This is a genomic window from Pseudomonas sp. MBLB4123 (genome assembly GCF_051904775.1).
In the GTDB taxonomy this organism is placed as follows: Bacteria; Pseudomonadota; Gammaproteobacteria; order Pseudomonadales; family Pseudomonadaceae; genus Aquipseudomonas; species Aquipseudomonas benzenivorans_B.
In genome coordinates, this window is the sequence record NZ_CP196711.1 from 1,025,160 (window position 1) to 1,051,161 (window position 26,002).

Sequence of the window (26,002 nt, forward strand, 5' to 3'; positions counted from 1 at the left end):
GCCTTGTGCTCACGGCGGGCCTTTCGCCAGCCGGTTTCAGTCAGTTCCTACCTACCGTTGCCCGCCGCGCTCGCCGGCCCGATAGCTGTTGACAGCTCGACGGATCGGGAAGGGTGCCCGTGACTGCGAGCCGCTCGCCCGAGTACGGACCCAGGTCAGCGCCTGTCGTCGAGCCGAAACAGTTCAAACTCACGCACAGGACGTTCGTCATGCAAACTATTCGCAACACCCTAGTGGTGATGGATGTGACGCAGCCCGAATCCCTGATCCTCAACAGGGCCAGACTGATCGCCAGCGCCACCCAGTCGCACCTGCACCTGCTGGTCTGCGACAAGAACAACGACCATTCATCTTTGCTGGCGCAGACCCAGCAGGCTCTTTGCGCCGAGGGCCTCAGCGCCAGCGCCGAGCAGGCCTGGAAAGGCAGCGAGCATCAGACCATCATCGCCGTGCAGCAGGCGCAAGGCAGCGGCTTGGTGATCAAGCAGCACCTGCGCGATACCCGCCTGAGCAAGAACCTGATCCTTTCCGAGGACTGGAAGCTATTGCGCCTCTGTCCGGCGCCCGTGCTCATCGTGAAAACCGCCGTGCCCTGGCAGGGTGGCCACATTCTCGTGCCTATAGACGCGGGCAACAGCGACGTCAATCACCGCGTGCTGCATGCCGGCATCGTCGGTCACGGGCACGACATCGCCAGGATGACCGGCGGCACCCTGCACCTGATGTCGGCGCACCCTTGTGCGGAGCTCCTGGCGTCCGACCCGCTGTACCAGGCCAAGGACCAGATCGAGGCCCTGTACCGCGAGCAGTGCAAGGCGCTGCAGGCGGAGTACGAAATTGCCGACGACTGTCTGCATATCGAAGAGGGGCCGGCCGATTCGCTGATCCCCGCCGTCGCCAAGCGGCTGGGGGCGGCCCTGACCGTGATCGGCAGCGTGGCCCGCAGCGGCCTGTCCGGTGCGCTGATCGGCAACACCGCAGAGAGCGTGCTCGACAGCCTGGACTGCGACGTGCTGGTCCTCAAACCCGACGACGTCATCAACCACCTCGAAGAGCTGGCGGCGCCGCCGAGCCCGGACCTGGACCAGGCCATCCATTCCTGGCCCTATAGCCACGCGGCCCGCGCCCGGGCTCCGGGCGACAAGTAGGCCTGGTCGGTCGGCGCAGGGCACCGTTACCGTCGCCCGTCGAGCGCTGCCGGGGGCGACGTCAGGCGCCGGCCCGGGATTTACTCAGCCCTTCAGCGTGCCCGCGGCCTTGGCCACGTGTGTGGCGATGGCATCCATCAGGGCCGGCGACAGGCAGTCGTAGGGCTCCAGGCCGAGCGACTTCAGGCGGGCGCGCACCTCGCCCATGAGCGCCGGGCTGGTGCCCGACTCGATGATCGAGGACACGAAGGCGGCGAACTGCGGGGCGGACCAGCCCCGGTCCGACGACAGTTCGGTGTGGACGAAATCGAGCCCGTAGAAGGGATGGGCGCTGTTCTCGATGCGGCCGAACATGTGTACCCCGCACTGGCGACAGGCGTGGCGTTGGATGGTGGCGCCGGCGTCGACCACGGCGAGCTTCTCGGCGTGCTCGGTGACCTTGAGCTTGTCCCGTGGCACCACCGCCACCAGGGAGAACAAGGCGCCCTCGGGCTTCCAGCATTTGGTGCAGCCGCAGGCGTGATTGTGCGCCGACTGCGCGTCGATCTGCACCTTGACCGGGTTTTGGGGGCAATGACAGACCAGGGTGCCGCCGGCGAAGCCCTCGACGCCGGGTTGGATGCCGTTGTCGACCGCCGGGTGAATCGAGAATGTGCTGGTCATCTTCCACCTCCGCAAGTTGCCAACTCTTTGAGCGTAGCGCGCGGCCCTGGCCGTGCCGGCGAGTCGGCGACCGTCGATCGGTCAGGCGCTGGCGGGACGAATTGCGCAGCCGTGTAGTCCTCGGTTTCCGTAGATTTTGGAATGAACCGAGTCCTTCTTTTCGTTTGAGGCCTGTGCCCATCCTTGTTTTCATCGGTACCCAACGGCGGCCTGGGTCGGCGTCCGCATAGGCCGTAGCAGCGCCGTCCCCGGCGCGCGGATGACGCCATTCAGGCCGTCGATGACGCCTGACTGTTAGCTGTAAGGCCCTGGCGACCGGCAGTATTTGCCAGGCTTAAAAAGAATAATAAGAGGTACTGCATGACCAGCTCCCCCTTCGCCCTGGAGATTCGCGACCTGCACAAGCGTTACGGCGATCACGAGGTGCTCAAGGGCATCTCGCTGGGCGCCCGCGACGGCGACGTGATCTCCATCCTCGGTTCCTCCGGCTCCGGCAAGTCCACCTTCCTGCGCTGCATCAATCTGCTGGAAAACCCCCATCAGGGACAGATCATCGTCAATGGCGAGGAGCTGCAGCTCAAACGCGGGGCGGCCGGCGAACTGCACGCGGCCAGCGCCAAGCAGATCAACCGGCTGCGCAGCGAGCTGGGCTTCGTCTTCCAGAACTTCAACCTGTGGCCGCACATGAGCGTGCTCGACAACATCATCGAGGCGCCGCGCCGAGTGCTGGGCCTGAGCAAGGCCGAGGCCACCGAACGGGCCGAGGCGCTGCTGGCCAAGGTCGGCATCGCCGACAAGCGCCACGTCTATCCCAACCAATTGTCCGGCGGCCAGCAGCAGCGCGCGGCTATCGCCCGCACCCTGTGCATGGAGCCCAAGGTGATCCTGTTCGACGAGCCGACCTCGGCCCTCGACCCGGAGATGGTCCAGGAAGTGCTCAGCGTGATCCGCGCCCTGGCCGAGGAGGGCCGCACCATGCTGCTGGTCACCCACGAGATGAATTTCGCCCGCCAGGTCTCCAGCGAGGTGGTGTTCCTGCACCAGGGCCTGGTGGAGGAACAGGGCCCGCCGGAGCAGGTGTTCGACAACCCGCATTCGGCGCGCTGCAAGCAGTTCATGTCCAGTAACCACTGAGGGAGCCTCACCATGCATAACTACAAGAAGATCCTGCTGGCCGCGGCCGCCACCCTGGCCTTCGCCGCTCCTGCGGTGGCCGCCGAGAAGCTGAAGATCGGCACCGAAGGCGCCTACCCCCCCTTCAACCTGATCGACGCCAGCGGCCAGGTGGTCGGTTTCGACGTGGAGATCGCCCAGGCCCTGTGCGCCAAGCTGCAGGCCGAGTGCGAAGTGGTCACCTCCGACTGGGACGGCATCATCCCGGCGCTGAACGCCAGGAAGTTCGACTTCCTCGTGTCGTCGATGTCGATCACCGAGGAGCGCCAGCAGGCGGTCGACTTCACCGAGCCCTACTACACCAACAAGCTGCAGTTCATCGCGCCGAAAGGCCGCGACCTGAAGGCCGACAAGGCCGGCCTGCAGGGCAAGGTGATCGGCGCCCAGCGCGCCACCATCGCCGGCACCTGGCTGGAAGACAACCTTGACGGCGTGGTCGACATCAAGCTGTACGACACCCAGGAAAACGCCTACCTCGACCTGTCCTCGGGCCGTCTCGACGGCGTGCTGGCGGATACCTTCGTCAACTGGGAATGGCTCAAGAGCGAGGTCGGGCAGAGCTTCGAGTTCAAGGGCGAACCGGTACTGGACAACGACAAGATTGGGGTGGCCGTGCGCAAGGGCGATCCGCTGCGCGAGAAGCTCAACGCCGCGTTGAAGGAGATGGTCGCCGACGGCACCTACCAGCGGATCAACGACAAGTACTTCCCCTTCAGCATCTATTGATCGGCCCGGCCGGTGCGGCGCAGCCGGGCCGCACCGGCCCCAGCGGTGGTTTGAAGCATGACTCTCGATCTCTTTGGATTCGGCCCGGCGCTGCTCGCCGGCGCCGCGATGACCATCAAGTTGGCGCTGTCGGCGCTGAGCCTGGGCCTGGTCCTCGGGCTGCTCGGCGCCCTGGCCAAGACCTCGCCGTACAAGCCGCTGCAATGGCTGGGCGGCAGCTATTCGACCCTGGTGCGCGGCGTGCCCGAGTTGCTCTGGGTGCTGCTGATCTACTTCGGCACGGTCAGTTTGATGCGCAGCCTGGCCGACCTGCTCGGCGTCGCCAGCCTGGAGCTGTCGCCCTTCGCCGCCGGCACCATCGCCCTCGGACTGTGCTTCGGCGCCTACGCCACCGAGGTGTTTCGCGGCGCCATCCTGGCCATCCCCAAGGGCCACCGCGAGGCCGGTCAGGCCCTGGGCCTGTCCAGGATGCGGATACTCTGGCGGCTGATCCTGCCGCAGATGTGGCGCATCGCCCTGCCGGGCCTGGGTAACCTGTTCATGATCCTGATGAAGGACACCGCCCTGGTCTCGGTGATCGGCCTGGAGGAGATCATGCGCCGCTCGCAGATCGCCGTGACCGCCAGCAAGGAGCCCTTCACCTTCTTCCTGGTGGCCGCGTTCATCTACCTGAGCCTGACCATTCTCGCCATGATCGGCCTGCACCTGCTCGAGAAGCGTGCCAGCCGTGGATTCCTGAGGGCTGCCGCATGAACTGGGAACTGATCGTCAAGTGGCTGCCGCGGATTCTCGAGGGCGCCTGGCTGACCCTGGAGCTGGTCGGCATCGCGGTGATCGCCGGGCTGATCCTGGCGTTGCCCCTGGGCATCGCCCGGGCCTCGCGGCACTGGTGGCTGCGGGTGGTGCCCTACGGCTACATCTTCTTCTTCCGCGGCACGCCGCTGCTGGTGCAGCTGTTCCTGGTCTACTACGGCCTGGCGCAATTCGAGGCGGTGCGCGAGGGGCCGCTGTGGCCCTACCTGCGCGATGCCTATTGGTGCGCCATCATCACCCTGACCCTGCACACCGCCGCCTATATCGCCGAGATCCTGCGGGGCGCCATCCAGGCGGTGCCGCCGGGGGAAATAGAGGCGGCACGGGCCCTGGGCATGGCGCGCTGGCAGGCGCTGCTGTACATCGTCCTGCCGCGGGCCGCCCGCATCGGCCTGCCGGCCTACAGCAACGAGGTGATCCTGATGCTCAAGGCCAGCGCCCTGGCCAGCACCATCACCCTGCTGGAGCTGACCGGCATGTCGCGCACCATCATCGCCCGCACCTACCAGCCGGTGGAGATCTTCTTCGCCGCCGGGCTGTTCTACCTGCTCGCCGCCTACCTGTTGGTACAGGCCTTCCGCCTGCTGGAGCGACGTCTGCGGGTGGACGCCTGCCAGGGACGGTGAGTCCGCCGGCCCCGCGCCGTGCCGGCGCGGGGCTCCGATGCGGCGCTGCGCCTGTTCCTTTACGAATCTGCGCCGCTTGCGCAGACTGCCCAGGCGCGTTCGTCTGTGGAGCAGGTCGCCGGGCGCGCTCGACCGGCGTGCCCGAACCATCCATTGCAATCGCCGCTCGGCCTGGCCGGGCGGCGCCTCGTTGTGACCTGAAATCTTGGGGCCCTTCCTGAATGTCTGATCTGAACCCGTTGCGCCTGGACGATATCGACCGCCAGCTGATCGCCGCGCTGCAACTCAACGCCCGCGAGAGCGTGGCCATGCTGGCGCGCAAACTGGGCATCGCCCGCACCACGGTGATCTCGCGCATCGCCCGGTTGGAGAAGAACAAGGTCATCACCGGCTACGGCCTGCGCCTGGGCCAGCGGGTGCTGGACGGCGGCCTGCAGGCCTATGTCGGCATCACCCTGCAGCCGCGCTCGGGCAAGGAGGTGCTGCGCCGCCTGACCAGCATGGCCGAGGTGCAGCAGCTGTGTACCGTCAGTGGCGAGTTTGACTTCGTCGCCTGGTTGCGCGCCGATTCGCCGGAGCGCCTCGACCAGTTGCTGGACGAGATCGGCGAGGTGGACGGGGTGGAGAAGACCACCACCTCGATCATCCTCTCGTGCAAGCTGGATCGCGGACAGAAGCTCTAGGGGCGTGGCGTGGCGTGGCGTGGCGTGGCGTCGGCCGCCGTGCGGGCGTGGGCTTGGCGCCATAGGCGCCTATAGTGCGGGCAATAAAAATCCCCGGTCGCCGACAGGGTTGCTGCCGGTGACCGGGGATCGGGGACTCATTGAGGCTTAGGCGGCCTCTTGAGCTTCCGCGTCGTGCTCTTCGTAGGCCTGGCCGAAACGGTTGCCCAGGAAGTCTTCCAGCGACACCTGCTCCTGGCTGATGAAGCCCGACTGCGGCAGGCGCTGCTCGCGGAACAGGTCCAGGGCGGCGCAGATGCCGGCGGCGGTGGTGATCTGGATGGCGCTGGTCAGGCGGCCGTTCTGTTCGGCGGCGAAGATCTTGCGGCTGAACACCTCCTGTACCAGCTTGCCGCCGCGCAGGCCGTTGACGGTGACGAACACCAGCACCACGTCCTGCATGGTGCTGGGCACCGCGCCGCGCAGGATGTCCTTGAGCTTGTCCTGGTTGTCGGCCAGGCGCAGGTCCTCCAGGAGGAACTTCATCAGGTCGCGGTGGCCCGGGTAACGCACGGTCTTGTAATCGAGCACCTCGACCTTGCCTTGCAGGGTCTCGCACAGGGTGCCGAGGCCGCCGGAGGTGTTGAAGGCCTCGTACTCGACACCGTCCAGGGAGAAGTGCTCCAGACCTTCCAGCGGCTGGACCATCTGCAGCTTGCCGTTGCGGATGGCCTCGCAGGGGTGGCAGTACTCGTTGACCAGGCCGTCGACGCTCCAGGTCAGGTTGTACTTCAGCGCATTGGTGGGGAACTCGGGCAGGGCGCCGACGCGCATCTTCACCTCGCGCACGCTGTCGAAGTGGCGCGCCAGGGAGTGGGCGGCGATGCCGATAAAGCCCGGGGCCAGGCCGCACTGCGGCATGAAGGCGGTCTTGGCGTCCTTGGCCAGTTCCATGATGGTCTTGGTCGCGTGCACGTCTTCGGTCAGGTCGAAGTAGTGGGTGGCGGTGGCCTTGGCGGCTTGGGCCACGGCGATGGCCATGTGATAGGGCAGGGCGTTGAGCACCGCATCCTGGCCCTGCATGGCGGCTTCCAGGGCCTTGCTGTCGGCCGAGTCGAGCTCGCGGGTGGCGATGCCCAGGTCGGCGATGGCCTGCAGCGAGGTGGCGTCGCGGTCGGCCACCAGCACCTGGTAGTCGCCGGATTTGTGCAGCAGTTGAGCGATGGTGTAGCCGATGTGGCCCGCGCCGAGCAGGAGGACGTTCATTGTTGTTATCTCCAAGGTTGCGTGTCAGATGGGGCCAGTCTAGAGAGCAGTTGATTCGACAATAAGACTCACAAGGCATCAATTAGATGAAAAATCTGGTCATTCAGACGTGCTGTCGAGTCATTTTGCAGTTCTGGTCGGATGGGCGAGAGGCGACATGCAGCCGAGTTCTTATAACTTTCTTGTCACATGGTCTCCCGGAGCCTCTACCCTGAGGGCAGGCCAACCCTTATCGCCGAGCAGGAGCCGCCATGTACAAAGACCTCAAGTTCCCCGTGCTGATCGTCCACCGCGACATCAAGGCCGACACCGTGGCCGGCGAGCGGGTGCGGGCCATCGCCCGCGAACTGGAACAGGACGGCTTCAGCATCGTCGCCACCGCCAGCGCCGCGGAGGGCCGCATCGTCGCCTCGACCCACCACGGCCTGGCCTGCATCCTGGTGACGGCCGAGGGCGCGGGGGAGAACAAGCACCTTTTGGCGGACATGGTCGAGCTGATCCGTATCGCCCGGGTGCGGGCGCCGCACTTGCCGATCTTCGCCCTCGGCGAGCAGGTGACCATCGAGAACGCGCCGGCCGAGGCCATGGCCGACCTCAACCAGCTGCGCGGCATCCTCTACCTGTTCGAGGACACCGTGGCCTTTCTCGCCCGCCAGGTGGCGCGCGCCGCACGCAATTACCTCGATGGCCTGCTGCCGCCGTTCTTCAAGGCCCTGGTGCAGCACACCGCCCAGTCCAACTATTCCTGGCACACCCCCGGCCATGGCGGCGGCGTGGCCTACCGCAAGAGCCCGGTGGGCCAGGCCTTCCACCAGTTCTTCGGCGAGAACACGCTACGCTCGGACCTGTCGGTGTCGGTGCCGGAGCTGGGTTCGCTGCTGGATCACACCGGTCCCCTGGCCGAGGCCGAGGCGCGGGCGGCGCGCAACTTCGGCGCCGACCACACTTATTTCGTGATCAACGGCACCTCGACGGCCAACAAGATCGTCTGGCACAGCATGGTCGGTCGCGACGATCTGGTGCTGGTGGACCGCAACTGCCACAAGTCGATCCTCCACTCGATCATCATGACCGGCGCCATCCCCCTGTACCTGAGCCCGGAACGCAACGAGCTGGGCATCATCGGGCCGATTCCGCTCGGCGAGTTCTCCGCCGACTCGATCCGCGCCAAGATCGCCGCCAGTCCGCTGGCCCAGGCCCGCGCGGCCGGCGGCGGGGCGCCGAAGGTCAAGCTCGCGGTGGTGACCAACTCCACCTACGACGGCCTGTGCTACAACGCCGAGCTGATCAAGCAGACCCTGGGCGACAGCGTCGAGGTGCTGCATTTCGACGAGGCCTGGTACGCCTATGCCGCCTTCCACGAGTTCTATGCCGGGCGTTACGGCATGGGTACTTCGTGCGAGGCCGAGGGGCCGCTGGTGTTCACCACCCATTCCACCCACAAGCTGCTGGCGGCCTTCAGCCAGGCCTCGATGATCCACGTGCGGGACAGCGGCAGCCGCCAGCTGGATCGCGACCGCTTCAACGAAGCCTTCATGATGCATATTTCCACCTCGCCGCAGTACGGCATCATCGCCTCCCTGGACGTGGCCTCGGCGATGATGGAGGGGCCGGCCGGTCGCTCGCTGATCCAGGAGACCTTCGACGAGGCCCTGAGCTTTCGCCGTGCCCTGGCCAATCTGCGGCAGAACCTCGAGGCCGACGACTGGTGGTTCAGCATCTGGCAGCCGCCGCGGGCGGAGGGCGCCGAGGTGGTGGCGACCGGCGACTGGCTGCTGCAGCCGCAGGCCGAGTGGCATGGGTTCGGCGAGGTGGCCGAGGACTATGTGCTGCTCGATCCGATCAAGGTCACCCTGGTGACCCCGGGGCTGACCGCCGGCGGCAAGCTGGACCAGTGCGGGATACCCGCGGCGGTGGTCGGCAAGTTCCTCTGGGAGCGCGGCCTGGTGGTGGAGAAGACCGGTCTGTACTCCTTCCTGGTGCTGTTCTCCATGGGCATCACCAAGGGCAAGTGGAGCACCCTGCTGACCGAGTTGCTGGAGTTCAAGCGCTGCTACGACGCGAACCAGGCGTTGAGCGAGGCCTTGCCCTCCATCGCCCAGGCCGGTGGCGCCCACTACCAGGGCATGGGCCTGCGCGACCTGTGCGATGCGCTGCACGGCTGCTACCGGGAGAACGCCACGGCCAAGGCGCTCAAGCGCATGTACACGGTGCTGCCGGAGGTGGCGCTGAAGCCGGCCGACGCCTATGACCAGTTGGTGCGCGGCGAGGTCGAGGCCGTGCCGATCGACCGGCTCGAAGGGCGCATCGCCGCCGTGATGCTGGTGCCTTACCCGCCGGGCATTCCGCTGATCATGCCGGGCGAGCGCTTCACCCCGGCCACCCGGGCGATCATCGATTACCTGGCGTTCGCCCGCACCTTCGATAACAGCTTCCCCGGCTTCGATGCGGACGTGCATGGCCTGCAGCGCCAGGAGGGCGCGCAGGGCATTGTCTACACCGTCGACTGCATCAGACCCTAGGTAGATCAATCGTTTAACGATGGGTTGCGAACGCCGACTTAAGTCCCGCGACGTGGTCTGCGTCACACTGGCCGGCATCGACATTCATGACGTCCTTGTTATAGTTGCCCGGTTCTAATCCCAAGAATATCTCGGCGCGTTCGCGCCATCTGCTCGAGGATGACTGCCGTGTCCGACTACAAAGCCTTTCGTGTCGAGTTGGCAGATAAGGTCGCCCATGTGACGATCAATCGGCCGGAAAAGGTCAATGCCATGAATGCCGACTTCTGGTCGGAGATCATCGAGATCTTCCGCTGGGTCGACGCCACGGACGAGGTCCGGGTGGTGGTTTTGTCGGGGGCCGGCAAGCATTTCTCCTCCGGTATCGACCTGATGCTGCTGGCCCAGGTCGGCAGCCAGCTGGGCAAGGACGTCGGCCGCAACGCCGAGACCCTGCGGCGCAAGATCCTCGAGCTGCAGGGTTCGTTCAATGCCGTGGACCAGTGCCGCAAGCCGGTGCTGGCGGCGATCCAGGGCTACTGCCTGGGCGGTGCCATCGACCTGATCGCCGCCTGCGATATGCGTTACTCCACCGTCGATGCGCAGTTCTCGATCAAGGAGATCGACATCGGCATGGCCGCGGATGTCGGCACCCTGCAGCGCCTGCCGCGGATCATCGGCGACGGCATGATGCGCGAGCTGGCCTATACCGGTCGGACCATCGACGGCGAGGAGGCGCGCCGCATCGGCCTGGTCAACCGCACCTTCGGCGATGCCTCGGCGCTGCTCGACGGGGTGATGGAGATCGCCCGGGAGATCGCCGCCAAGTCGCCGATCGCGGTGCGCGGCACCAAGGAAATGATTCGCTACATGCGCGACCACCGGGTCGACGATGGCCTGGAGTACGTCGCCACCTGGAACGCCGCGATGCTGCAGTCGGCAGATCTACGCGTGGCCATGGCGGCGCACATGAGCAAGCAGAAACCGGAGTTCGCCGACTGATGCGCTGCCCGCAACTGTCTTTTCTACCGGCGCGGGAGGCGCGTTAGCCATGGTTTCAGGAACCAGGTCGCTGAGTCTGGTGCGCGATGAACTGTTCACCACCATGGAAGAGGCCGAGTCCAGCCTGGAGCAGTTCATTGCCGAACGGCACAACGGCAGCCTGCTGCAGCAGGCGGTGGAAGGGCTGCAGCAGGTGCGCGGCGCGCTCAGGCTGATCGAGTTGACCGGTGCGGAGTTGCTGGCCCAGGAAGTGCTCGATCAGGCCACCGACATTCCCGCCGATGCCGGCAGCGAGCGCGACGAACAGCTGGCGGCCTTGAGCAATGCCTTGCACGTGCTGCGCCGCTATCTGGAGAGTGTCGACGCCCACCGCCAGGAAATGCCCGAGCTGCTGCTGCCGGCGATCAACCACCTGCGTCTGGCCGGGGGGCAGGCGGCTCTGCCCGAGAGCTTCTTCTTCAGCGTGCGCCTCGATCAGCAGCGCCCGCGCCGTGCGACGCCGGCCCTGGATGCCGCGGCCAAGCAAACCGAGGGGCGGCGCCTGCGACACATGTACCAGGTCGGGCTGCTCGGTTTCATTCGCGAGCAGAACGCCCTGGCGAGCCTGAAGCTGATGGCCCGGGCGATGAACCGTCTGGACGGGCTGTATGGCAACGAGCCCCAGGGGCGTCTGTGCTGGATCGCCGCGGCGGCTCTGGAAGCCCAGCTCGACGGCCAGCTGTTGGCGCGCAAGTCGCGTAAGCAGCTGTTCTCCAGGGTCGACCGCGAGCTCAAGCAGATGCTCGCCCACGCCCAGTATGAAACGCCCCGCAGCCTGCTCAAGGAGCTGCTCTACCTGGTCGCGCTGGGCGACAGCCGCGGGCCGGCCGTCACCCCGGTGCGGGATGTCTTCGGTCTGACCCCCTTGCCGTTCACCGACCACCTGCTGGAGGAGGAGTATCGGCGCCTGGCCGGTCCTGGACAGTCGGTGATGCGCTCGCTGAGCTCGGCGATCTGCGAGGAACTGACCAGTCTCAAGGACATGCTCGACCTGATCGAGCGCGGCACGGTGCAGGCGGAGAACCTCGGCAGCCTGCATGCCTTGCTCGGCAAGTTGAGCAAGACCCTGGGCATGGTCGGTCTCAGTTCGGCGGGCAACTCGCTGGCGGCTCAGTTGCAGACGGTCGCCGGCTGGCGCGAGCAAGTGGTGCCGCCGCCGGCCGAGCTGAACAAGCTGGCCGAGGCGGTGCTCTATGTCGAGGGCATGGTCGCCAGTCTGGAGAGCTGCGAGCGCCGTGACAGTCGCCCCGGCCAGGCGCAGCCGGGACGGGAGGCCGAAACTTTCGCCCAGCACCAGCTCAAGGAGGCGCGCATCGTCGTGGTCGACGAGGCCCAGGCGGGGCTGGCATTGGCCAAGCGCTCCATCACCGCCTATCTGGAAAACGGCGGCGACCGCATGCACCTGGCCAACGTGCCCTTCAGTCTGCAGGCCGTGCGCGGCGGGTTGTGGTTTCTCGGTCAGGAGCGCGCGGCCCTGCTGGTGGCGGCCTGCGCCGAATATATCCAGACGCAGATGCTCGATGCGCCGCAGATGCCCTCCGAACAGCGCTTGGAGACCCTGGCCGACGCCTTGAGCAGCCTGGAGTACTACCTGGAGGCCGGCGCGGTATTGCGGCCGGAAACCCAGCCGAGCGTGCTCGATCTGGCCGCCGACAGCGTCCACGCCCTGGGCATGAAGGTGGCCGTTTAGATGACTCGGCACTGGCAACCGGCCCTGCTCGATGTGCGGCAACCCGGCGGCTGGGCATTGGTGCATTGCCAACAGCAGTTTCTCGGCGACGCCAATGGCGTGCTGTTTCCCCGGGACTGGCTGAAGAAGCAGGCGCTTGCCATCCTCGCCGAGCAGGGGCTCGGCCACTTCGCTGGCGATGCGGTCTACCTGCTGGAGTTGGAGCAGCCGCAGGACCTGCCGGGTTGTGCCTGGCAGAGTCTGCGTCAGGTCATGTTGCAGGGCGAGGCCGACATCTTCCGGCTGCTCGGCTATGCCACGCAGATCGGCACCTGGGCGCGCCAGCACCGTTTCTGTGGCAGCTGCGGCGAGGCGATGGTGGCGGTGGCGGGGGAGCGCGCCATGCAGTGCCCGCGCTGCGCGCTGCGGCATTATCCTCGGTTGTCGCCGAGCATGATCGCGTTGGTCACCCGCGGCGATGAAATCCTGCTGGCGCGTTCGCCGCGCTTCGTGCCTGGCGTCTACAGCACCCTGGCCGGCTTCGTCGAACCGGGCGAATCGGTGGAGCAGTGCGTGGCCCGCGAGATCCGTGAGGAAGTGGGCATCGAGGTCGGCAACCTGCGGTACCTGGGCAGCCAGGGCTGGCCCTTTCCCCATTCGCTGATGCTCGGTTTCCACGCCGAGTACGCCGGCGGCGAGATCGTCATGCAGGTCGACGAGATCGAAGATGCGCAATGGTTCAGCGTGCACCGGCTGCCACCGTTGCCGGCGCCGCGTTCCATCGCCCGTTATCTGATCGACCTGTACGTCGCGCGGCGCCTGGGGCTAGCCGAACCAGTGCTGCCAGGCTAGGCGCGCGGTCAGCGCCAGTACCACCAGGATGAACACCGGGCGGATGAACTTCGCGCCGCCGCGGATCGCCGTGCGCGCGCCGAGGTAGGCACCGACCATCAGCGCCATGCCCATGCTCAGGCCGAGCACCCAGGCCACCTGCCCGGTACCGATGAATACCGCCAGTGCACAGGCGTTGCTGACGAAGTTCATGCTGCGCGCCACGCCGCTGGCACGCACCAGATCGAGGGGATAGAGCAGCAGGCTGCTGACGGTCCAGAAGGCCCCGGTTCCCGGGCCGGCGATGCCATCGTAGAAGCCCAGCCCGAGGCCTTGTGGCCATTGCCGGAGTTTTGCGGGCGGTGCCAGGGAGCCAGTGGGGGCTTCGGGAGGCCTGCCCAGCAGCAGGTAGAGCCCGCAGGCGAAGACCACGGCCGGCAGCATCTGGTTGAGCCAGGCCGCCGGCATCCAGTGGGCCACCGCCGCGCCGAGCAGGGCGCCGAGGGCCGTGCCGAGCAGGGCGTTGCGCCACTGTGCCGGGGCGAACAGCTTGCGCCGGTAGAAGGTGTAGCTGGCCGTGGCGGAGCCGAAGGTGGCGCACAGCTTGTTGGTGCCGAGCACCAGATGGGGCGGCAGGCCTGCGGTCAGCAATGCGGGTATGGTCAGCAGGCCGCCGCCGCCGGCGATGGCATCGACAAACCCGGCGAGGAACGCGACCAGGGCCAGAACCGCCAGCATCGCCGGGTCGACGGCCAGCTCGAAGGGAAAAGGCATGAAAAGACGACCTATGTCCGATTGTGCCGCGTGCTCGCTGTTCGAGGCGCGCGACGGCAGCGCATAATGCCGCTATTTTCCGGTAGAAGGAATGGAGTCGATGCAGTACGACGCTCTGGCTTGGGCGACCGCATTACTGGCGTTGCTGGCGGTGGTGGTCGCCGCGCGCATCCTGTTCAACCCGCGCTGGTTTTTCGGCTGGTTGCGCGGCACCTGTGGCCTGGCGTTTCTGGCGGTGGCCGGATTGATCGGCTTGGTGGCCTATGACCTGTCCAGCTACCGGCCGATAGTCGAAGGCAAACCCCTGGCGACCCTGACCTTCCAGGCGGATGGCTCGGCTTATCGCGTCAGCGTGCAGGAGGGGGGGCGCGAGCGCACTTTCACCTTCGAGGGCGATCTGTGGCAGCTGGATGCGCGTCTGTTGCAGTGGAAGGGCCTGGCCGCGTTGATCGGCTTGCAGCCCGGCTATCGCCTGGAAAAGTTGTCAGGACGCTTCTTCACCATCGAGCAGCAGGCATTGGCTCAGCATGCCCGGGTCGAGTTGGCGCAGAGCCCTTATGGCGTGGATCTGTGGCGCTGGCTGCGCCTCGGCCGGCATGACCTGTTCATGTTCGACGCCCAGGCTCGCCGGGTGACCTTCCTGCCGCTGGCCGACAAGGCCGTGTACGCCGTCAGCCTGACGCCTACCGGACTGCTGGCCCAGCCGATGAATCCGGCGGCCGACAAGGCCCTGCAGGACTGGCAGTAGGCGCCTGTCGGCGAGGCATGAAGAAGGGACCGCAGAGGGTCCCTTTTTTGTGGGCGGCAGTCGTATCAGGCGAGGAAACCGCCATCGACGTTGAGCGCCACCCCCGTGGTGTAGCTGGAGGCGTCGCTGGCCAGGTAGAGGACGGTGCCGGCCATTTCGCCGGGGTCGGCCACGCGCTTGAGTGGGATGCGCTGCAGGGCCAGGTTGAGGATGGCGTCGTTCTGGGTCAGGGCCGAGGCGAACTTGGTATCGGTCAGCCCCGGCAGCAGGGCGTTGCAGCGGATGCCGAACTGCGCGCACTCCTTGGCGAAGACCTTGGTCATGCTGATCACCGCGGCCTTGGTCACCGAGTAGATGCCCTGGAATTCTCCCGGGGAGACGCCGTTGATCGAGGCGACGTTGATGATGCTGCCGCCGCCGTTCTGTTTCATCAACTTGCCGCCCTCGATGGACATGAAGTAATAGCCGCGGATGTTGACGTCGACGGTCTTCTGGAAGGCGCCCAGATCGGTGTCCAGCACGTTGCAGAACTGCGGGTTGGTGGCGGCGTTGTTGACCAGGATGTCCAGGCGGCCGAACTGCTCGCGGATCTGCGCGAAGACGGCGCTGATCTGCTCCATCTCGCCGATATGGCAGGCGATCGCGGTGGCCTTGCCGCCGGCGGCGGTGATGGCGTCGGCCACCGCCTGACAGCCCTCGAGCTTGCGGCTGGAGACGATCACGTGGGCGCCTTGCTGGGCCAGCAGCTTGGCGATGGCCTCGCCGATGCCGCGGCTGGCGCCGGAGACGAAGGCGATCTTGCCGTCGAGGTCGAACAGTTGCGTCTTGGACATGGGCTTTTCCTTTTATCTGGGGCCTGTTCGGCCGGATTACAGCTGCGACTGGGCGATGACTTGCAGGCTCATCTGTTCCAGCAGCGTGTTCATGTGGACGAACTGGGCGAAGCGTTTGTCCTGGGTCTGGCCGTGGTAGTAGCGGTAGTAGATCTGCTGGACGATGCCGGCCAGGCGGAACAGACCGTAGCAGTAGTAGAAGTCGATGCTCTTGATCTCGATCCCGGCGCGCTCGGCGTAATAGTCGGCGAACTCCTGGCGGGTCAGCATGCCCGGCGCGTTGCTCGGTTGGCGGCGCATCAGTTGCACCGGCGGCGGATCGCCGGCCTCGATCCAGTAGGCGAGGGTGTTGCCCAGGTCCATCAGCGGGTCGCCGATGGTGGTCAGCTCCCAGTCCAGCACGCCGATGATCTGCATCGGGTTGTGCGGATCGAGGATCACGTTGTCGAAGCGGTAGTCGTTGTGCACGATGCCCGGCTTGTGATGGTCGGCCGGCATCTTGTCCTTGAGCCAGGCCTTGACCGGCTCCCACAGCGGCGCATCGGGGGTCAGGGCCTTCTCGTAGCGGTCGCTCCAGCCGCCTATCTGCCGTTGCACGTAGCCTTCCGGCTTGCCCAGGTCGCCCAGGCCGCAGGCCTGGTAGTCGACCTGGTGCAGCTCGACCAGCTTGTCGATGAAGCTCTTGCACAGGGCGCGGGTCTGCCCGGCATCGAAGTTCAGCTCGGCCGGCATTTCCGAGCGCAGGATGATGCCCTTGACCCGCTCCATCACATAGAACTCGGCGCCTAGCACCGACTCGTCGGTGCAGTGCACGTAGGCCTTGGGACAATAAGGGAAGCCGGCGTTGAGCCGGTTGAGGATGCGAAATTCGCGACCCATGTCATGGGCGGACTTGGCCTTGTGACCGAAGGGGGGGCGGCGCAGGACGAATTCCTGCTCCGGATACTCGAGCAGGTAGGTCAGGTTCGAGGCGCCGCCGGGAAACTGGCTGATGCGCGGTTCGCCGGTCAGTCCGGGGATCTGGGACTTGAGATAGGGGTCGATGATCGTGGCGTCGAGTTCTTCGCCTGCGCGGATGCGGGTGGATTGGTCAGTAAGCGCCATGCATATCCCTTCTAGTTATGATAGGTGCCCGATATTATTGGCTAATCTAATGCTGCACCCGGGCTGTCACAAGCAACATGCGCCTTAATAGGCGGGCGTGTTGCCCCACAATCAAAGTGCCTGATTCATCGCGGCCCCCGGTGCTCGGGCGAAAAAAAACCGGAGTCTAGAACTCCGGTTTTCTTCGAGTCGATCCGACCTTGAGGCTTAGACCGGGAACAGCTCGCCCAGCTTCATGGCCAGCATCATGTCGCCTTCGGCGCGCAGCTTGCCGGCCATGAAGGCCTGCATGCCGTCGGTTTCGCCGCTGGTGATGCCCTTGAGGGTCTCGGTGTCCATGATCAGGGTCACGTTGGCGTTGTCCGCATCACCCTGTTGGACGTCGCAGGTGCCGTCCTTGACTACCAGGTAGTGGTTCTCGCCGTCTTCGATATTGAACTGGAATACCAGGTCCAGGCCTGCGGCGGCACCGGCGTTGAACTTGGACTGCATGGTTTGGACGATGTCTGCAACGCTCATGGTTTCTTCCTTTGATTTCAGGTTTTTCTCGTGCCCTTATGGGCACAGTGGGCCGGCACTCAGCGAAAGGTGATGAGTTCCGGCGCCTTCAGCAGCTGCAAGTGGGTTTGGCTGTTGAAGGAAGCCAGGCTCACCTGAGTGCCGCGAAACTTCAGGCAGCTCAGGGAGGTATTGACGATTTGCCAGTTCAGTTCGAAGGCCTTGGCCGCCGGTACCCCGGTGATCAGGTGTAGCAGCGCGGTTATGGCCCCGCCAGAGGTGAACAGGGCAATGTTCTGACCGCGTCCGGCCCGTTCCAGCAGGCGGGCGAGGCCTCCCTGGACCTGGGCCACGTACTGCGGCCAACTCTGCAGCTCAGGCTGCTCGTATTCCCCGGAAATCCAGCGACCGATCAGCCGGGCGAACAGGCGTTGAAATTCGCCACGGTTCTGCGCACCGTTGCGCAAGATATGCAGGGCCTCGGGCTCCTCGGGAAGCAGGCCGGGGAGCAGGGCACGGATGACGGCATCGGCATCGAACTCATTGAACGCCGCGTCGATCTCCAGTGGCGGAATCGATTGGCCGGCGCCGCTCAGTTGAGCCAGCGCGGCGTTGGCGGTGTGTTGCTGGCGGCGCAGGCTCCCGCTCAGGCAGCGGTCGAGGCAAATACCGAGTTGCGCGAGGTGCGCGCCCAGCACCTCGGCCTGGCGGATGCCGATGGGGGACAGCACGTCGTAATCGTCGGCGCCAAACGAGGCTTGACCATGTCGGATCAGGTAAATGCTGCCCACGTCCGCTGCAATCCCGGTACGGTTAGAGTTTCGCGAGGGTATGAGGATAGCGGGGGACTGTCAACGAAAAAACATACGCTTGTTTGAATCCCTGCGAAGGCCTCCGTGTGCGGCCGGTGGCTGGCCGCGGTGCGGGGGCGTCGGTATGCTTGAACGGCGCGGGCGCTGCTCAGGGGTGGGCGCTGGCATGGATAACGAGGGGAATGGGTGTGGAGTTTCTGGCTGAATATGCAAGCTTTCTGGCCAAGGTGGTGACCCTGGTGGTCGCCGTTCTGGTCTTGCTGGCGGCGGGTGTCGCGGCACGCGGTAAGGGGCGCAAGACGCCTGGGCAGTTGCAGGTGGATAAGCTCAACGACTTCTACAAGGCATTGCGCCGGCGCCTGGAGCAGGCGGTGCTGGACAAGGACCAGCTCAAGGCGCTGCACAAGGCGGAGGCCAAGGCCGAGAAACTGGCGAAGAAATCCGGCGGGCACAAGCCGCGGGTGTTCGTGCTGGATTTCAATGGTGACATCAAGGCATCGGCCGTCGACCAGCTGCGCCACGAAGTCACGGCCCTGCTGAGCATGGCCAAGCCCCAGGACGAGGTGGTGGTGCGCCTGGAAAGCGGCGGTGGCATGGTCCACGGTTACGGTCTGGCCGCCTCGCAGCTGGCGCGCATTCGCGAGGCGCACATTCCGCTGACCGTGTGCATCGACAAGGTGGCCGCCAGCGGTGGCTACATGATGGCCTGCATCGGCGAGAAGATCCTCTCCGCGCCCTTCGCCATCCTCGGCTCCATTGGTGTGGTGGCGCAGCTGCCCAATGTGCATCGCTTGCTGAAGAAGCACAACATCGATTTCGAGGTGCTGACCGCCGGCGAGTACAAGCGCACCCTCACCGTCTTCGGCGAAAACACCGAAAAGGGCCGGGAGAAGTTCCAGGAAGACCTGGAAACCATCCACGGGCTGTTCAAGGGCTTCGTCTCCCGCTACCGCCCGCAATTGCAGATCGAGGAGGTGGCCACCGGCGAAGTCTGGCTGGGCCTGGCGGCTCTGGAGAAACAGCTGGTCGACGAGCTGAAGACCAGCGATGAATACCTGGCCAACCGGGCCAAAGAGGCCGAGCTGTTCCACCTGCATTTCGCCACCAAGAAGAGTCTGCAGGAACGCGTCGGCCTGGCGGCCAGCGTGGCCCTGGATCGTTTTGCGCTCAACTGGCTGAGCCGCCTCAACCAGCAACGCTTCTGGTAAGCCACTATCTGTCACAGGGGGATCGACATGGGTAAGTTCATGGCACTGCAGGCCCGCGAAGGCGCGGAGGGTGAGTTCGAGCAGGCGATAGTCGAGCGCGACACCAACGATTTGCCCGCCGGCGAGTTGCTGATTCGGGTCCGGTACTCCTCGCTGAACTACAAGGATGCCTTGTCCGCCAGTGGCAATCGCGGGGTGACCAAGCAGTTCCCGCACACCCCCGGCATAGACGCCGCCGGGGTGGTGGAGGCATCGAGCGTCGCCGAGTTCGGCGAGGGTGATGAGGTGATAGTCACCGGTTACGACCTGGGCATGAACACCGCCGGCGGCTTCGGTCAGTACATCCGCGTCCCGGCGGCCTGGGCGCTCAAGCGGCCCGCCGGTCTGTCGCTGCGCGAGGCGATGGTGCTCGGCACCGCCGGACTGACCGCCGGCCTGTGTGTCGACAAGCTGGAACAGGCCGGGGTCGCTGCCGATTCCGGCCCCGTCCTGGTGACCGGGGCCACCGGCGGCGTGGGCAGCGTTGCCGTGGCTTTGCTGGCCAAGCTCGGCTACCAGGTGGCGGCGTCCACCGGCAAGGCGGAGCAGGGCGCGTTTCTAGAGGCCCTGGGCGCCGAGCGTATCGTGCTGCGCAGCGAATTGCAGGAGGGCGGCGAGCGGCCGCTGCTCAAGGAGCAGTGGGCCGGCGCGGTGGACACCGTGGGCGGCGACATCCTGTTCAATGTGGTCAAGTCCCTGCGCTACGGCGGTAGCGTGGCCTGCTGCGGCCTGACCGCCGGCGTCGGCTTCAAGGCCAACGTGCTGCCTTTCATCCTGCGTGGGGTGAATCTGCTGGGGGTCGACTCGGTCGAGCTGCCGCTGGTGGTCAAGGCGTCCATGTGGGACAAGCTGTCGTTGCAATGGAAGCTCGAGGGTCTGGATCGCCTGGTCACCGAGGTCGGTCTGCAGCAACTGCCCGAGGCCATTCGCGTAATCCTCGCCGGCCAGCAGGTCGGCCGCGTGCTGGTGCGGCTCGACTGAGGCGCAAGCGAGACAACGGCCCGGTGACACCGGGCCGTTCGCCTTCAGGCCCGGCTGACGTACATGGTGATCTCGGCGCGCAGTACCGGCTTGTCGCCGACATAGGCCATAACCGGGACCTTCACGTCGCCCGGCGCGCTAAAGTCCACGGCGCTGCCATCGGCCACCGCGCGAATATCGCCATCGGCCTTGGCCAGGTACTCCACCGTCATGCCCCGGGGAATCCAGCGGCACCCGGCGGGAATCGATGCATCGGTCATGGTGCCGGCCACCAGCTCGGCGGCGTTGCACAGGGCGATGGCGTGCACGGTGCCGATGTGGTTGAGCACCTCGCGGCGCTTGGCGAAGCTGACCTCGGCATAGCCCGGACGCAGTTCGACGAACTGTGGGGCGATGCTGGCGAAGTAGGGCGCGACCTGGCCGATCATGGTGCTGAACTGGGCCGCCCCGGCCTGCTGGAACATCTGCAACATCTGACTCATGGGACTCTCCTGGTGGTGAATCGTTTGAGAATGTGCGCGCGCCGAGGCAGTATACGAGTGCCAGAAATTAATTCTAGAAAATAATTCTACTGAGTGATTCGAGGAGACACATGGGCCGCCCATCGCGCAAGAACGAGATCCTCCAGGCGGCGCTGGCCTGCTTCACCGAGGCGGGGGTGGATGCCACGACCATCGAGATGATCCGGGATCGCTCCGGCGCCAGCATCGGCAGCCTGTACCACCATTTCGGCAACAAGGAGCGCATCATCGCGGCCCTGTATCTGGCCGGCACCGCCGAGTATGCGACGGCGCTCGAGGCGGGTTTCGCCGAGGCGCAGGGCGCGGAGGACTGCGTCAAGTTGCTGGTCACCAGCTATATCGATTGGGTGGTGGCCAATCCGGACTGGGCGCGCTTCATCCTGCACAGCCGGGGGCGGGTCGAGGCGGGTGAGATGGGCGAGCAGCTGCGCGCGGCCAATCGGCAGCATTACGCGCGTATCTTCGAGGCATTGGCGGGGTATCGCGAGCAGGGTCTGTTCAAGACGATGCCGGTCGATTGCTTCGCCTCGGTGATCATCGGCCCGAGCCAGGACTTCGCCCGCAACTGGTTAGCGGGGCGGACTCAGACGGCGCTGGGCGATTGCCGCGAGCTGTTGGCGCAGGTGGCCTGGGACAGCGTCAGGGCCTGAAGCGCACGAGCCCCGCATAGCGGGGCTCGTGCGTGGCGATGCAGCTCAGGCGCGGCGGCGGAACAGCGGCAGCGGCTGGTCGCTGGAGGCCTGGTAGACCTCGGAGAACTCGTCGAAGGCCTTCAGCGCATCCTGCGGGTCCTTGTCTTCCCGCAGGGCGAAGGCATCGAAACCGCAGCGCTTGAGGGCGAACAGCTGGTCGCGCAGCACGTCGCCGATGGCGCGCACTTCGCCCTTGTAGCCGTAGCGGGTGCGCAGCAGGTAGGCGGTGGAGCAGTGCCGGCCATCGGTGAAGGACGGGAAGTTCAGGGCGATCACCTGGAAGTTGTCCAGCTGGTCGGCGATCTCCTCGATCTCTTCGCCGGCCTCCAGCCAGACCCCGAGGCCGCCGTCGCGGGCCTTCAGGGCCGGGGCGTGGTCGACCCACAGGCCCAGCGGCACTATCACGTCGTCGCAGTTGGGCAGCTCGTCGAAGCTCACGTCCTTGGGCAGCAGATGCCAGCTTTCGTCGACTACCTGGCCGTTCTTAATGATTCGCTGCATATACGCGCTCCTTGAACGGGTCGACACCGATGCGGCGGAAGGTGTCGAGGAAACTTTCTTCTTCGTTGCGCTGCTCGACGTAGACCTTGATGATCTTGTCGATCACGTCCGGCATGTCGTCCTGGGCGAAGGACGGGCCGAGGATCTGCGCCAGGCTGGCCTCGCGGCCGGAACTGCCGCCGAGGGAGACCTGGTAGAACTCCTGGCCCTTCTTGTCCACCCCGAGGATGCCGATATGGCCGACGTGGTGGTGACCGCAGGCGTTCATGCAGCCGGAGATGTTCAGGTCGATGTCGCCGATGTCGAACAGGTAGTCGAGGTCGTCGAAACGGCGCTGGATGGCCTCGGCCACCGGGATCGACTTGGCGTTGGCCAGGGAGCAGAAGTCGCCGCCCGGGCAGCAGATGATGTCGGTCAGCAGGCCGACGTTGGGCGTGGCGAAGCCCTGCTCGCGCAGTTCGCCCCACAGGGTGAACAGCTGCGCCTGCTCGACGTCGGCGAGGATGATGTTCTGGTTATGGCTGTTGCGCACCTCGCCGAAGCTGTAGCGCTCGGCCAGGTCGGCGATGGCATCCAGTTGCTTGTCGGTCACGTCACCCGGGGCGACGCCGGTGGGCTTGAGCGACAGGGTCACGGCGACATAGCCGGGCTTCTTGTGGGCGAAGCAGTTGCGCTGGCGCCAGCGGGCGAAGCCGGGATGCTGGGCATCCCACTCGGCCAGGGCGGCGTCCTGATCCTGCAGGTCCCGGTAGTCCGGGTCGACGAAGTGGGCGGCCACACGGGCCACCTCGGCTTCGGTCAGGGTGGTGGGGCCGTCCTTGAGGTGGGCCCATTCGGCGTTGACCCGCTCGGCGAAGACCTCGGGGGTCAGGGCCTTGACCAGGATCTTGATGCGCGCCTTGTACTTGTTGTCACGACGGCCGTAGCGGTTGTACACGCGCAGGATGGCGTCGAGGTAGCTGATCAGGTGCTGCCAGGGCAGGAACTCATTGATGAAACTGCCGACCACCGGGGTGCGGCCCAGACCGCCGCCGACCGATACGCGGAAGCCCAGCTCGCCGGCATCGTTCTTCACCGCTTCCAGGCCGATGTCGTGCACCTCGATGGCGGCACGGTCGCTGACGGCGCCGTTGACCGCGATCTTGAACTTGCGCGGCAGGTGGGTGAACTCGGGGTGGAAGGTCGACCACTGGCGAATGATCTCGCACCAGGGGCGCGGATCGACGATCTCGTCCTTGGCCACGCCGGCGAACTGATCGGTGGTGGTGTTGCGGATGCAGTTGCCGCTGGTCTGGATCGCATGCATCTGCACGGTGGCCAGCTCGGCGAGAATCTGCGGCACGTCTTCCAGCTCCGGCCAGTTGAACTGGACGTTCTGCCGGGTGCTGATGTGCGCGTAACCCTTGTCGTAGTCACGGGCGATCCTGGCCAGCATGCGCACTTGCTGGGACGACAGCAGGCCGTAGGGCACGGCGATGCGCAGCATCGGCGCGAAGCGCTGGATATACAGGCCATTCTGCAGGCGCAGCGGGCGGAACTCTTCGCCACTCAGCTCGCCCGCCAGGTAGCGGCGCGTTTGATCACGGAACTGCTGGACGCGGTCCTCGATGATTTGTTGGTCGTACTGGTCGTATACGTACATGAAGTGTCCTGTTATCAGGCTGCTTGCAGCAAATCAGCGCGCACGGCCGCGCTCTCCCAGCGGAGGCGAAGGAAGATACCAGTTCGGGGATATGCGCAAAAGTGATGTTTAAATATATGGAAAGAACCTTTTGCGCTAAGGATGGGGCGGGGCATAACCCCACTGCTTGAGCACGCGCCTGGCCTGGTCTTAACTGCACAGCGACGTACCCATAAACACAAAAAAGGGCTAGCCAAATGACCGAGCACTCCGCACCGGATAACCGCGATAGCGTCGTCGATGCCAGGGCCATCTTTACCCTGATCCTGATTGTCGTTGCCACGGCGGTTTTCTGGGTCAGCCAGCAGTAGGCCCGCCAACAGCCACTAGTGGGCATTAGAGCCAGGTCCACTCAATTGCAGTCGGCTGACGGGTGGTGGCAGACGGCCACCTGATCGGCCGTATACTGCGCGCGCTTTTCTGGGTGGGGATGCATGGCGTGGTCGAGGCGGTTGTCAGAATTTTCTTTAGCCTGGTGTTACTCGCTTCTTGCGAGGCAGCACTGGCCGCGCCTGCCAAGGCGGAGGCCGGGGTGCCGGGTGCATCCGTGGTATTTCTCAATCCGGGTTATTCCGACGAACCCTTCTGGGTCGGTTACAGCGACTTCATGCAGGCCGCCGCCACCAGTCTCGGCATGCGCCTGCGGGTGATCTACGGCGAACGCGATCCCAAGCTTCTATTGAGCAATGCGCGCCAGGTGCTGGCTGATGCCGAACAGCCTGACTATCTGCTGTTCGTCAATGAAATGTATACCGGCCCCGAGCTGCTGAGACTGTTCGCCGACAGTCGGATCAAGCTTTTCTCCCTGCACAGCACCCTGACGCCGGAGCAGCAGGCGCTTGTCGGCGGCACGCGGGAACACTATGGGAACTGGATCGGCAGCCTGGTTCCCAATGACAAGGAAGCGGGCTACCTGATGGGCAAGGCGTTGATCGCCAAGCTCGGTGGCCGCGCGGGGGAGATGCTGGCATTTTCCGGGGTACGTCACACACCTTCGGCCACGCTGCGAGAAGATGGCTTGCGCCAGGCGCTGGCGGAGCATCCGGAAGTGAAGTTGCAGCAGCTGGTATATGGCAAGTGGGCGCGACAGCGTGCTTATCAGCAGGCGCAGTTGCTGCTGCCGCGCTATCCCAATGCGAGCCTGGTCTGGGCCGCGAATGACGAAATGGCGTTCGGCGCGATGCGTGCGGCGCGGGAGCTGGATCGACACCCGGGCAGGGACCTGCATTTTTCCGCGCTGAACAACTCGGAAGAGGTGCTCCAGGCGCGTATCTCGGGCTCGTTGTGTGTGCTGGCGGGCGGGCACTTCACCCTGGGCGGCTGGGCCATGGTGCTGCTGCATGACTATCACGCCGGGCAGGACTTCGCGCAGCGGGGCGGCAAGGACCGCGTCGATGGGGTGTTCAGCCTGCTCGACGAAAAGCGGGCCGCGGCCCTGGCGAAACGCCTGCGGGTGCCGGGCTATGGGCTCGACTTCCGCAGGTTCAGTGCGTTGTACCGGCCGCAGCTGAGCAACTACCGCTTTTCGGTCGAGCCGTTGCTGCAGTGATCAGAGGCCGGCCAGGTGCAGGACCAGCTTGACCACGGCGAAGAGCATCAAGACGAAGACCAGGGTGAACAGCACACCGAGAATGATGAAGTGACTCGGCTTGCCGCGGCTGAAGTCACGCGCGCGGTGTTTGTTGCTCTGCACGCCGAAGGCTGCCGCCACAACGCTCTGCAGCATCTCGCGCAAGGTCAACGGCTGCTCATCCTGTTTCTGTTTGTCGGTCATACGGCCTCCATAGCCGCGGCTGCATGTCGGTCGAGTTCCCGGAGAGCCTGCGTTTCGCGGCGTCGTCAGGCCCCGGGCGTTACCCTAACACCGGCTCGCAACGCACTCGGCTTTTCACCGAGTTGGCGATAAAGCATTCCTCGTGGGCCTTTTCGTGAAGGGCCGTCAGTTGCTCGGGGTTCGGCTGCGGCTCCCCGCCGAAGACCACGCGCGGGCGCAACAGGACCTCGGTCATGGCCAGTCGGCCCTCGGCATTTCTGGCCATCACGCCTTGGGCGTGGTCGGCGTAGCTATCGACCCGAAACCCCTGCTTGGCTGCGAGTGACAGGAACCACAACATATGGCAGCTGGACAGGGAGGCGACGAAGGCTTCCTCCGGGTCGACCCCCTGGGCATCTGACCAGGGCAGCGGCACGACATGGGGCGAGGATGAGGCCGTTACTTCCATGCCGCCGTCGAAGCGCCAGCGGTGGGCCCGGCTGTAGCGGTTGGCGAGAAAGTCTTGCTCGCCGCGTTCCCAGACGATGCTCGCAGTGTGTTCGGCCATTCCCTGTACCCATAGAAAGTTCACGGAGCATTATTACCGGCACAGCAGAATTTGCCAGCCACATAGTCGACGGATTGCGGCGTGCCGCTTGCCTGCTGACGTCGTCAGCGCTGCGGTGGGTTCTGTCGGGCCTCTGGATGCAGCTATAGTCTCAACGGGAATGCCATGAC

General features: G+C 65.3%; 27 protein-coding genes. 15 read left to right on the forward strand and 12 right to left on the reverse strand.

The window, feature by feature from the left end:
* Positions 1–209: 209 nt before the first annotated feature.
* Positions 210–1,148 (forward strand): universal stress protein, encoded by a 939-nt coding sequence (locus ACSX1C_RS04975; protein WP_439888496.1) that lies wholly within the window; start codon positions 210–212, stop codon positions 1,146–1,148.
* Positions 1,149–1,232: 84 nt separating this feature from the next.
* On the opposite strand, the gene gfa is transcribed toward ACSX1C_RS04975, so the two are convergent.
* On the reverse strand, positions 1,233–1,811 hold the full coding sequence (gene gfa, locus ACSX1C_RS04980) for an S-(hydroxymethyl)glutathione synthase (RefSeq protein WP_439888497.1): 579 nt from the start codon (positions 1,809–1,811) through the stop codon (positions 1,233–1,235).
* A 360-nt stretch (positions 1,812–2,171) separates the two neighbouring features.
* Between gfa and ACSX1C_RS04985 the strand changes: the two genes are divergently transcribed.
* The 5 genes from ACSX1C_RS04985 (at position 2,172) to ACSX1C_RS05005 (ending at position 5,832) form a co-directional block, all read left to right on the forward strand.
* Complete coding sequence (locus ACSX1C_RS04985; RefSeq protein ID WP_439888498.1) at positions 2,172–2,945, forward strand: ABC transporter ATP-binding protein; 774 nt, start codon at positions 2,172–2,174, stop codon at positions 2,943–2,945.
* Between the two features lie 12 nt (positions 2,946–2,957).
* Positions 2,958–3,710, forward strand: coding sequence for an ABC transporter substrate-binding protein (locus ACSX1C_RS04990; protein WP_439888499.1), 753 nt, complete (start codon positions 2,958–2,960; stop codon positions 3,708–3,710).
* Between the two features lie 57 nt (positions 3,711–3,767).
* Positions 3,768–4,463 carry an ABC transporter permease gene (locus ACSX1C_RS04995; protein ID WP_439888500.1) on the forward strand — a complete coding sequence of 232 codons (696 nt, stop codon included), beginning with the start codon at positions 3,768–3,770 and terminating at the stop codon, positions 4,461–4,463.
* Positions 4,460–5,149: an ABC transporter permease gene (locus tag ACSX1C_RS05000; RefSeq protein ID WP_439888501.1), complete on the forward strand. Its 690-nt coding sequence runs from the start codon at positions 4,460–4,462 to the stop codon at positions 5,147–5,149. The genes ACSX1C_RS04995 and ACSX1C_RS05000 overlap by 4 nt, the downstream gene beginning before the upstream one ends.
* 221 nt (positions 5,150–5,370) lie before the next feature.
* Positions 5,371–5,832, forward strand: coding sequence for an Lrp/AsnC family transcriptional regulator (locus tag ACSX1C_RS05005; protein ID WP_318641498.1), 462 nt, complete (start codon positions 5,371–5,373; stop codon positions 5,830–5,832).
* A 147-nt stretch (positions 5,833–5,979) separates the two neighbouring features.
* On the opposite strand, the gene ACSX1C_RS05010 is transcribed toward ACSX1C_RS05005, so the two are convergent.
* The gene (locus ACSX1C_RS05010; RefSeq protein WP_439888502.1) at positions 5,980–7,077 is read right to left on the reverse strand and encodes a saccharopine dehydrogenase family protein; all 1,098 of its coding nucleotides are present in this window, start codon (positions 7,075–7,077) and stop codon (positions 5,980–5,982) included.
* Between the two features lie 251 nt (positions 7,078–7,328).
* Between ACSX1C_RS05010 and ACSX1C_RS05015 the strand changes: the two genes are divergently transcribed.
* The 4 genes from ACSX1C_RS05015 (at position 7,329) to nudC (ending at position 13,140) form a co-directional block, all read left to right on the forward strand.
* On the forward strand, positions 7,329–9,599 hold the full coding sequence (locus tag ACSX1C_RS05015; protein ID WP_439888503.1) for an Orn/Lys/Arg decarboxylase N-terminal domain-containing protein: 2,271 nt from the start codon (positions 7,329–7,331) through the stop codon (positions 9,597–9,599).
* Positions 9,600–9,767: 168 nt separating this feature from the next.
* The gene (locus tag ACSX1C_RS05020; RefSeq protein WP_439888504.1) at positions 9,768–10,580 is read left to right on the forward strand and encodes a crotonase/enoyl-CoA hydratase family protein; all 813 of its coding nucleotides are present in this window, start codon (positions 9,768–9,770) and stop codon (positions 10,578–10,580) included.
* A gap of 49 nt (positions 10,581–10,629) precedes the next feature.
* Positions 10,630–12,309, forward strand: a complete 1,680-nt coding sequence (locus ACSX1C_RS05025; protein ID WP_439888505.1) for a ferrous iron transporter B — start codon at positions 10,630–10,632, stop codon at positions 12,307–12,309.
* A complete protein-coding gene (gene nudC / locus ACSX1C_RS05030; RefSeq protein ID WP_439888506.1) occupies positions 12,310–13,140 on the forward strand; it encodes an NAD(+) diphosphatase in 831 nt (276 codons plus the stop codon).
* On the opposite strand, the gene ACSX1C_RS05035 is transcribed toward nudC, so the two are convergent.
* Positions 13,114–13,893, reverse strand: coding sequence for a TSUP family transporter (locus tag ACSX1C_RS05035; protein ID WP_439888507.1), 780 nt, complete (start codon positions 13,891–13,893; stop codon positions 13,114–13,116). The genes nudC and ACSX1C_RS05035 overlap by 27 nt on opposite strands.
* Positions 13,894–13,993: 100 nt before the next feature.
* Between ACSX1C_RS05035 and ACSX1C_RS05040 the strand changes: the two genes are divergently transcribed.
* Entirely contained in the window at positions 13,994–14,641 is a 648-nt protein-coding gene (locus tag ACSX1C_RS05040) for a hypothetical protein (RefSeq protein WP_439888508.1), read from the forward strand.
* A gap of 65 nt (positions 14,642–14,706) precedes the next feature.
* Here ACSX1C_RS05040 and ACSX1C_RS05045 read toward each other — a convergent pair whose 3' ends face one another.
* From ACSX1C_RS05045 to ACSX1C_RS05060, 4 genes are all read right to left on the reverse strand, one after another.
* Positions 14,707–15,474, reverse strand: a complete 768-nt coding sequence (locus ACSX1C_RS05045) for an SDR family oxidoreductase (RefSeq protein ID WP_439888509.1) — start codon at positions 15,472–15,474, stop codon at positions 14,707–14,709.
* A gap of 36 nt (positions 15,475–15,510) precedes the next feature.
* Complete coding sequence (locus ACSX1C_RS05050; RefSeq protein WP_439888510.1) at positions 15,511–16,578, reverse strand: phosphotransferase family protein; 1,068 nt, start codon at positions 16,576–16,578, stop codon at positions 15,511–15,513.
* Between the two features lie 207 nt (positions 16,579–16,785).
* Positions 16,786–17,097 carry an SCP2 sterol-binding domain-containing protein gene (locus tag ACSX1C_RS05055; RefSeq protein ID WP_213637826.1) on the reverse strand — a complete coding sequence of 104 codons (312 nt, stop codon included), beginning with the start codon at positions 17,095–17,097 and terminating at the stop codon, positions 16,786–16,788.
* A gap of 59 nt (positions 17,098–17,156) precedes the next feature.
* Entirely contained in the window at positions 17,157–17,867 is a 711-nt protein-coding gene (locus ACSX1C_RS05060; RefSeq protein ID WP_439888511.1) for a histidine phosphatase family protein, read from the reverse strand.
* A gap of 209 nt (positions 17,868–18,076) precedes the next feature.
* On the opposite strand from ACSX1C_RS05060, the gene sohB reads away from it, so the two are divergent.
* Both sohB and ACSX1C_RS05070 read left to right on the forward strand, forming a co-directional pair.
* Positions 18,077–19,096: a protease SohB gene (gene sohB, locus ACSX1C_RS05065; protein WP_318646330.1), complete on the forward strand. Its 1,020-nt coding sequence runs from the start codon at positions 18,077–18,079 to the stop codon at positions 19,094–19,096.
* A gap of 27 nt (positions 19,097–19,123) precedes the next feature.
* On the forward strand, positions 19,124–20,116 hold the full coding sequence (locus ACSX1C_RS05070) for a YhdH/YhfP family quinone oxidoreductase (RefSeq protein WP_439888512.1): 993 nt from the start codon (positions 19,124–19,126) through the stop codon (positions 20,114–20,116).
* Between the two features lie 44 nt (positions 20,117–20,160).
* Here the strand turns inward: ACSX1C_RS05070 and ACSX1C_RS05075 are convergent, their stop codons facing one another.
* Positions 20,161–20,598, reverse strand: a complete 438-nt coding sequence (locus ACSX1C_RS05075; protein ID WP_439888513.1) for a hotdog fold domain-containing protein — start codon at positions 20,596–20,598, stop codon at positions 20,161–20,163.
* 110 nt (positions 20,599–20,708) lie between these two features.
* Here ACSX1C_RS05075 and ACSX1C_RS05080 point away from each other — a divergent pair, with 110 nt between their 5' ends.
* A complete protein-coding gene (locus ACSX1C_RS05080) occupies positions 20,709–21,287 on the forward strand; it encodes a TetR/AcrR family transcriptional regulator (RefSeq protein ID WP_439888514.1) in 579 nt (192 codons plus the stop codon).
* 45 nt (positions 21,288–21,332) lie between these two features.
* Here the strand turns inward: ACSX1C_RS05080 and ACSX1C_RS05085 are convergent, their stop codons facing one another.
* Positions 21,333–21,830: a DUF934 domain-containing protein gene (locus ACSX1C_RS05085; RefSeq protein WP_318641472.1), complete on the reverse strand. Its 498-nt coding sequence runs from the start codon at positions 21,828–21,830 to the stop codon at positions 21,333–21,335.
* Positions 21,814–23,472 (reverse strand): nitrite/sulfite reductase, encoded by a 1,659-nt coding sequence (locus ACSX1C_RS05090; RefSeq protein ID WP_439888515.1) that lies wholly within the window; start codon positions 23,470–23,472, stop codon positions 21,814–21,816. Before ACSX1C_RS05090 ends, ACSX1C_RS05085 begins: the two co-directional genes overlap by 17 nt.
* 415 nt (positions 23,473–23,887) lie before the next feature.
* On the opposite strand from ACSX1C_RS05090, the gene ACSX1C_RS05095 reads away from it, so the two are divergent.
* Positions 23,888–25,060 carry an ABC transporter substrate-binding protein gene (locus ACSX1C_RS05095; protein WP_439888516.1) on the forward strand — a complete coding sequence of 391 codons (1,173 nt, stop codon included), beginning with the start codon at positions 23,888–23,890 and terminating at the stop codon, positions 25,058–25,060.
* On the opposite strand, the gene ACSX1C_RS05100 is transcribed toward ACSX1C_RS05095, so the two are convergent.
* Positions 25,061–25,285, reverse strand: a complete 225-nt coding sequence (locus ACSX1C_RS05100; protein ID WP_439888517.1) for a DUF2970 domain-containing protein — start codon at positions 25,283–25,285, stop codon at positions 25,061–25,063. It lies immediately after the preceding gene.
* Between the two features lie 79 nt (positions 25,286–25,364).
* On the reverse strand, positions 25,365–25,832 hold the full coding sequence (locus ACSX1C_RS05105; protein WP_439888518.1) for an OsmC family protein: 468 nt from the start codon (positions 25,830–25,832) through the stop codon (positions 25,365–25,367).
* Positions 25,833–26,002 lie beyond the last annotated feature (170 nt).

Excerpts from the sequence above, each read along its gene's own strand:
- ACSX1C_RS04975 (WP_439888496.1), top strand. The coding sequence starts at position 210 with ATGCAAACTATTCGCAACACCCTAGTGGTGATGGATGTGACGCAGCCC.
- gfa (WP_439888497.1), bottom strand. The coding sequence starts at position 1,811 with ATGACCAGCACATTCTCGATTCACCCGGCGGTCGACAACGGCATCCAA.
- ACSX1C_RS04985 (WP_439888498.1), top strand. The coding sequence starts at position 2,172 with ATGACCAGCTCCCCCTTCGCCCTGGAGATTCGCGACCTGCACAAGCGT.
- ACSX1C_RS04990 (WP_439888499.1), top strand. The coding sequence starts at position 2,958 with ATGCATAACTACAAGAAGATCCTGCTGGCCGCGGCCGCCACCCTGGCC.
- ACSX1C_RS04995 (WP_439888500.1), top strand. The coding sequence starts at position 3,768 with ATGACTCTCGATCTCTTTGGATTCGGCCCGGCGCTGCTCGCCGGCGCC.
- ACSX1C_RS05000 (WP_439888501.1), top strand. The coding sequence starts at position 4,460 with ATGAACTGGGAACTGATCGTCAAGTGGCTGCCGCGGATTCTCGAGGGC.
- ACSX1C_RS05005 (WP_318641498.1), top strand. The coding sequence starts at position 5,371 with ATGTCTGATCTGAACCCGTTGCGCCTGGACGATATCGACCGCCAGCTG.
- ACSX1C_RS05010 (WP_439888502.1), bottom strand. The coding sequence starts at position 7,077 with ATGAACGTCCTCCTGCTCGGCGCGGGCCACATCGGCTACACCATCGCT.
- ACSX1C_RS05015 (WP_439888503.1), top strand. The coding sequence starts at position 7,329 with ATGTACAAAGACCTCAAGTTCCCCGTGCTGATCGTCCACCGCGACATC.
- ACSX1C_RS05025 (WP_439888505.1), top strand. The coding sequence starts at position 10,630 with ATGGTTTCAGGAACCAGGTCGCTGAGTCTGGTGCGCGATGAACTGTTC.
- nudC (WP_439888506.1), top strand. The coding sequence starts at position 12,310 with ATGACTCGGCACTGGCAACCGGCCCTGCTCGATGTGCGGCAACCCGGC.
- ACSX1C_RS05035 (WP_439888507.1), bottom strand. The coding sequence starts at position 13,893 with ATGCCTTTTCCCTTCGAGCTGGCCGTCGACCCGGCGATGCTGGCGGTT.
- ACSX1C_RS05040 (WP_439888508.1), top strand. The coding sequence starts at position 13,994 with ATGCAGTACGACGCTCTGGCTTGGGCGACCGCATTACTGGCGTTGCTG.
- ACSX1C_RS05045 (WP_439888509.1), bottom strand. The coding sequence starts at position 15,474 with ATGTCCAAGACGCAACTGTTCGACCTCGACGGCAAGATCGCCTTCGTC.
- ACSX1C_RS05050 (WP_439888510.1), bottom strand. The coding sequence starts at position 16,578 with ATGGCGCTTACTGACCAATCCACCCGCATCCGCGCAGGCGAAGAACTC.
- ACSX1C_RS05055 (WP_213637826.1), bottom strand. The coding sequence starts at position 17,097 with ATGAGCGTTGCAGACATCGTCCAAACCATGCAGTCCAAGTTCAACGCC.
- ACSX1C_RS05070 (WP_439888512.1), top strand. The coding sequence starts at position 19,124 with ATGGGTAAGTTCATGGCACTGCAGGCCCGCGAAGGCGCGGAGGGTGAG.
- ACSX1C_RS05075 (WP_439888513.1), bottom strand. The coding sequence starts at position 20,598 with ATGAGTCAGATGTTGCAGATGTTCCAGCAGGCCGGGGCGGCCCAGTTC.
- ACSX1C_RS05080 (WP_439888514.1), top strand. The coding sequence starts at position 20,709 with ATGGGCCGCCCATCGCGCAAGAACGAGATCCTCCAGGCGGCGCTGGCC.
- ACSX1C_RS05085 (WP_318641472.1), bottom strand. The coding sequence starts at position 21,830 with ATGCAGCGAATCATTAAGAACGGCCAGGTAGTCGACGAAAGCTGGCAT.
- ACSX1C_RS05090 (WP_439888515.1), bottom strand. The coding sequence starts at position 23,472 with ATGTACGTATACGACCAGTACGACCAACAAATCATCGAGGACCGCGTC.
- ACSX1C_RS05100 (WP_439888517.1), bottom strand. The coding sequence starts at position 25,285 with ATGACCGACAAACAGAAACAGGATGAGCAGCCGTTGACCTTGCGCGAG.
- ACSX1C_RS05105 (WP_439888518.1), bottom strand. The coding sequence starts at position 25,832 with ATGGCCGAACACACTGCGAGCATCGTCTGGGAACGCGGCGAGCAAGAC.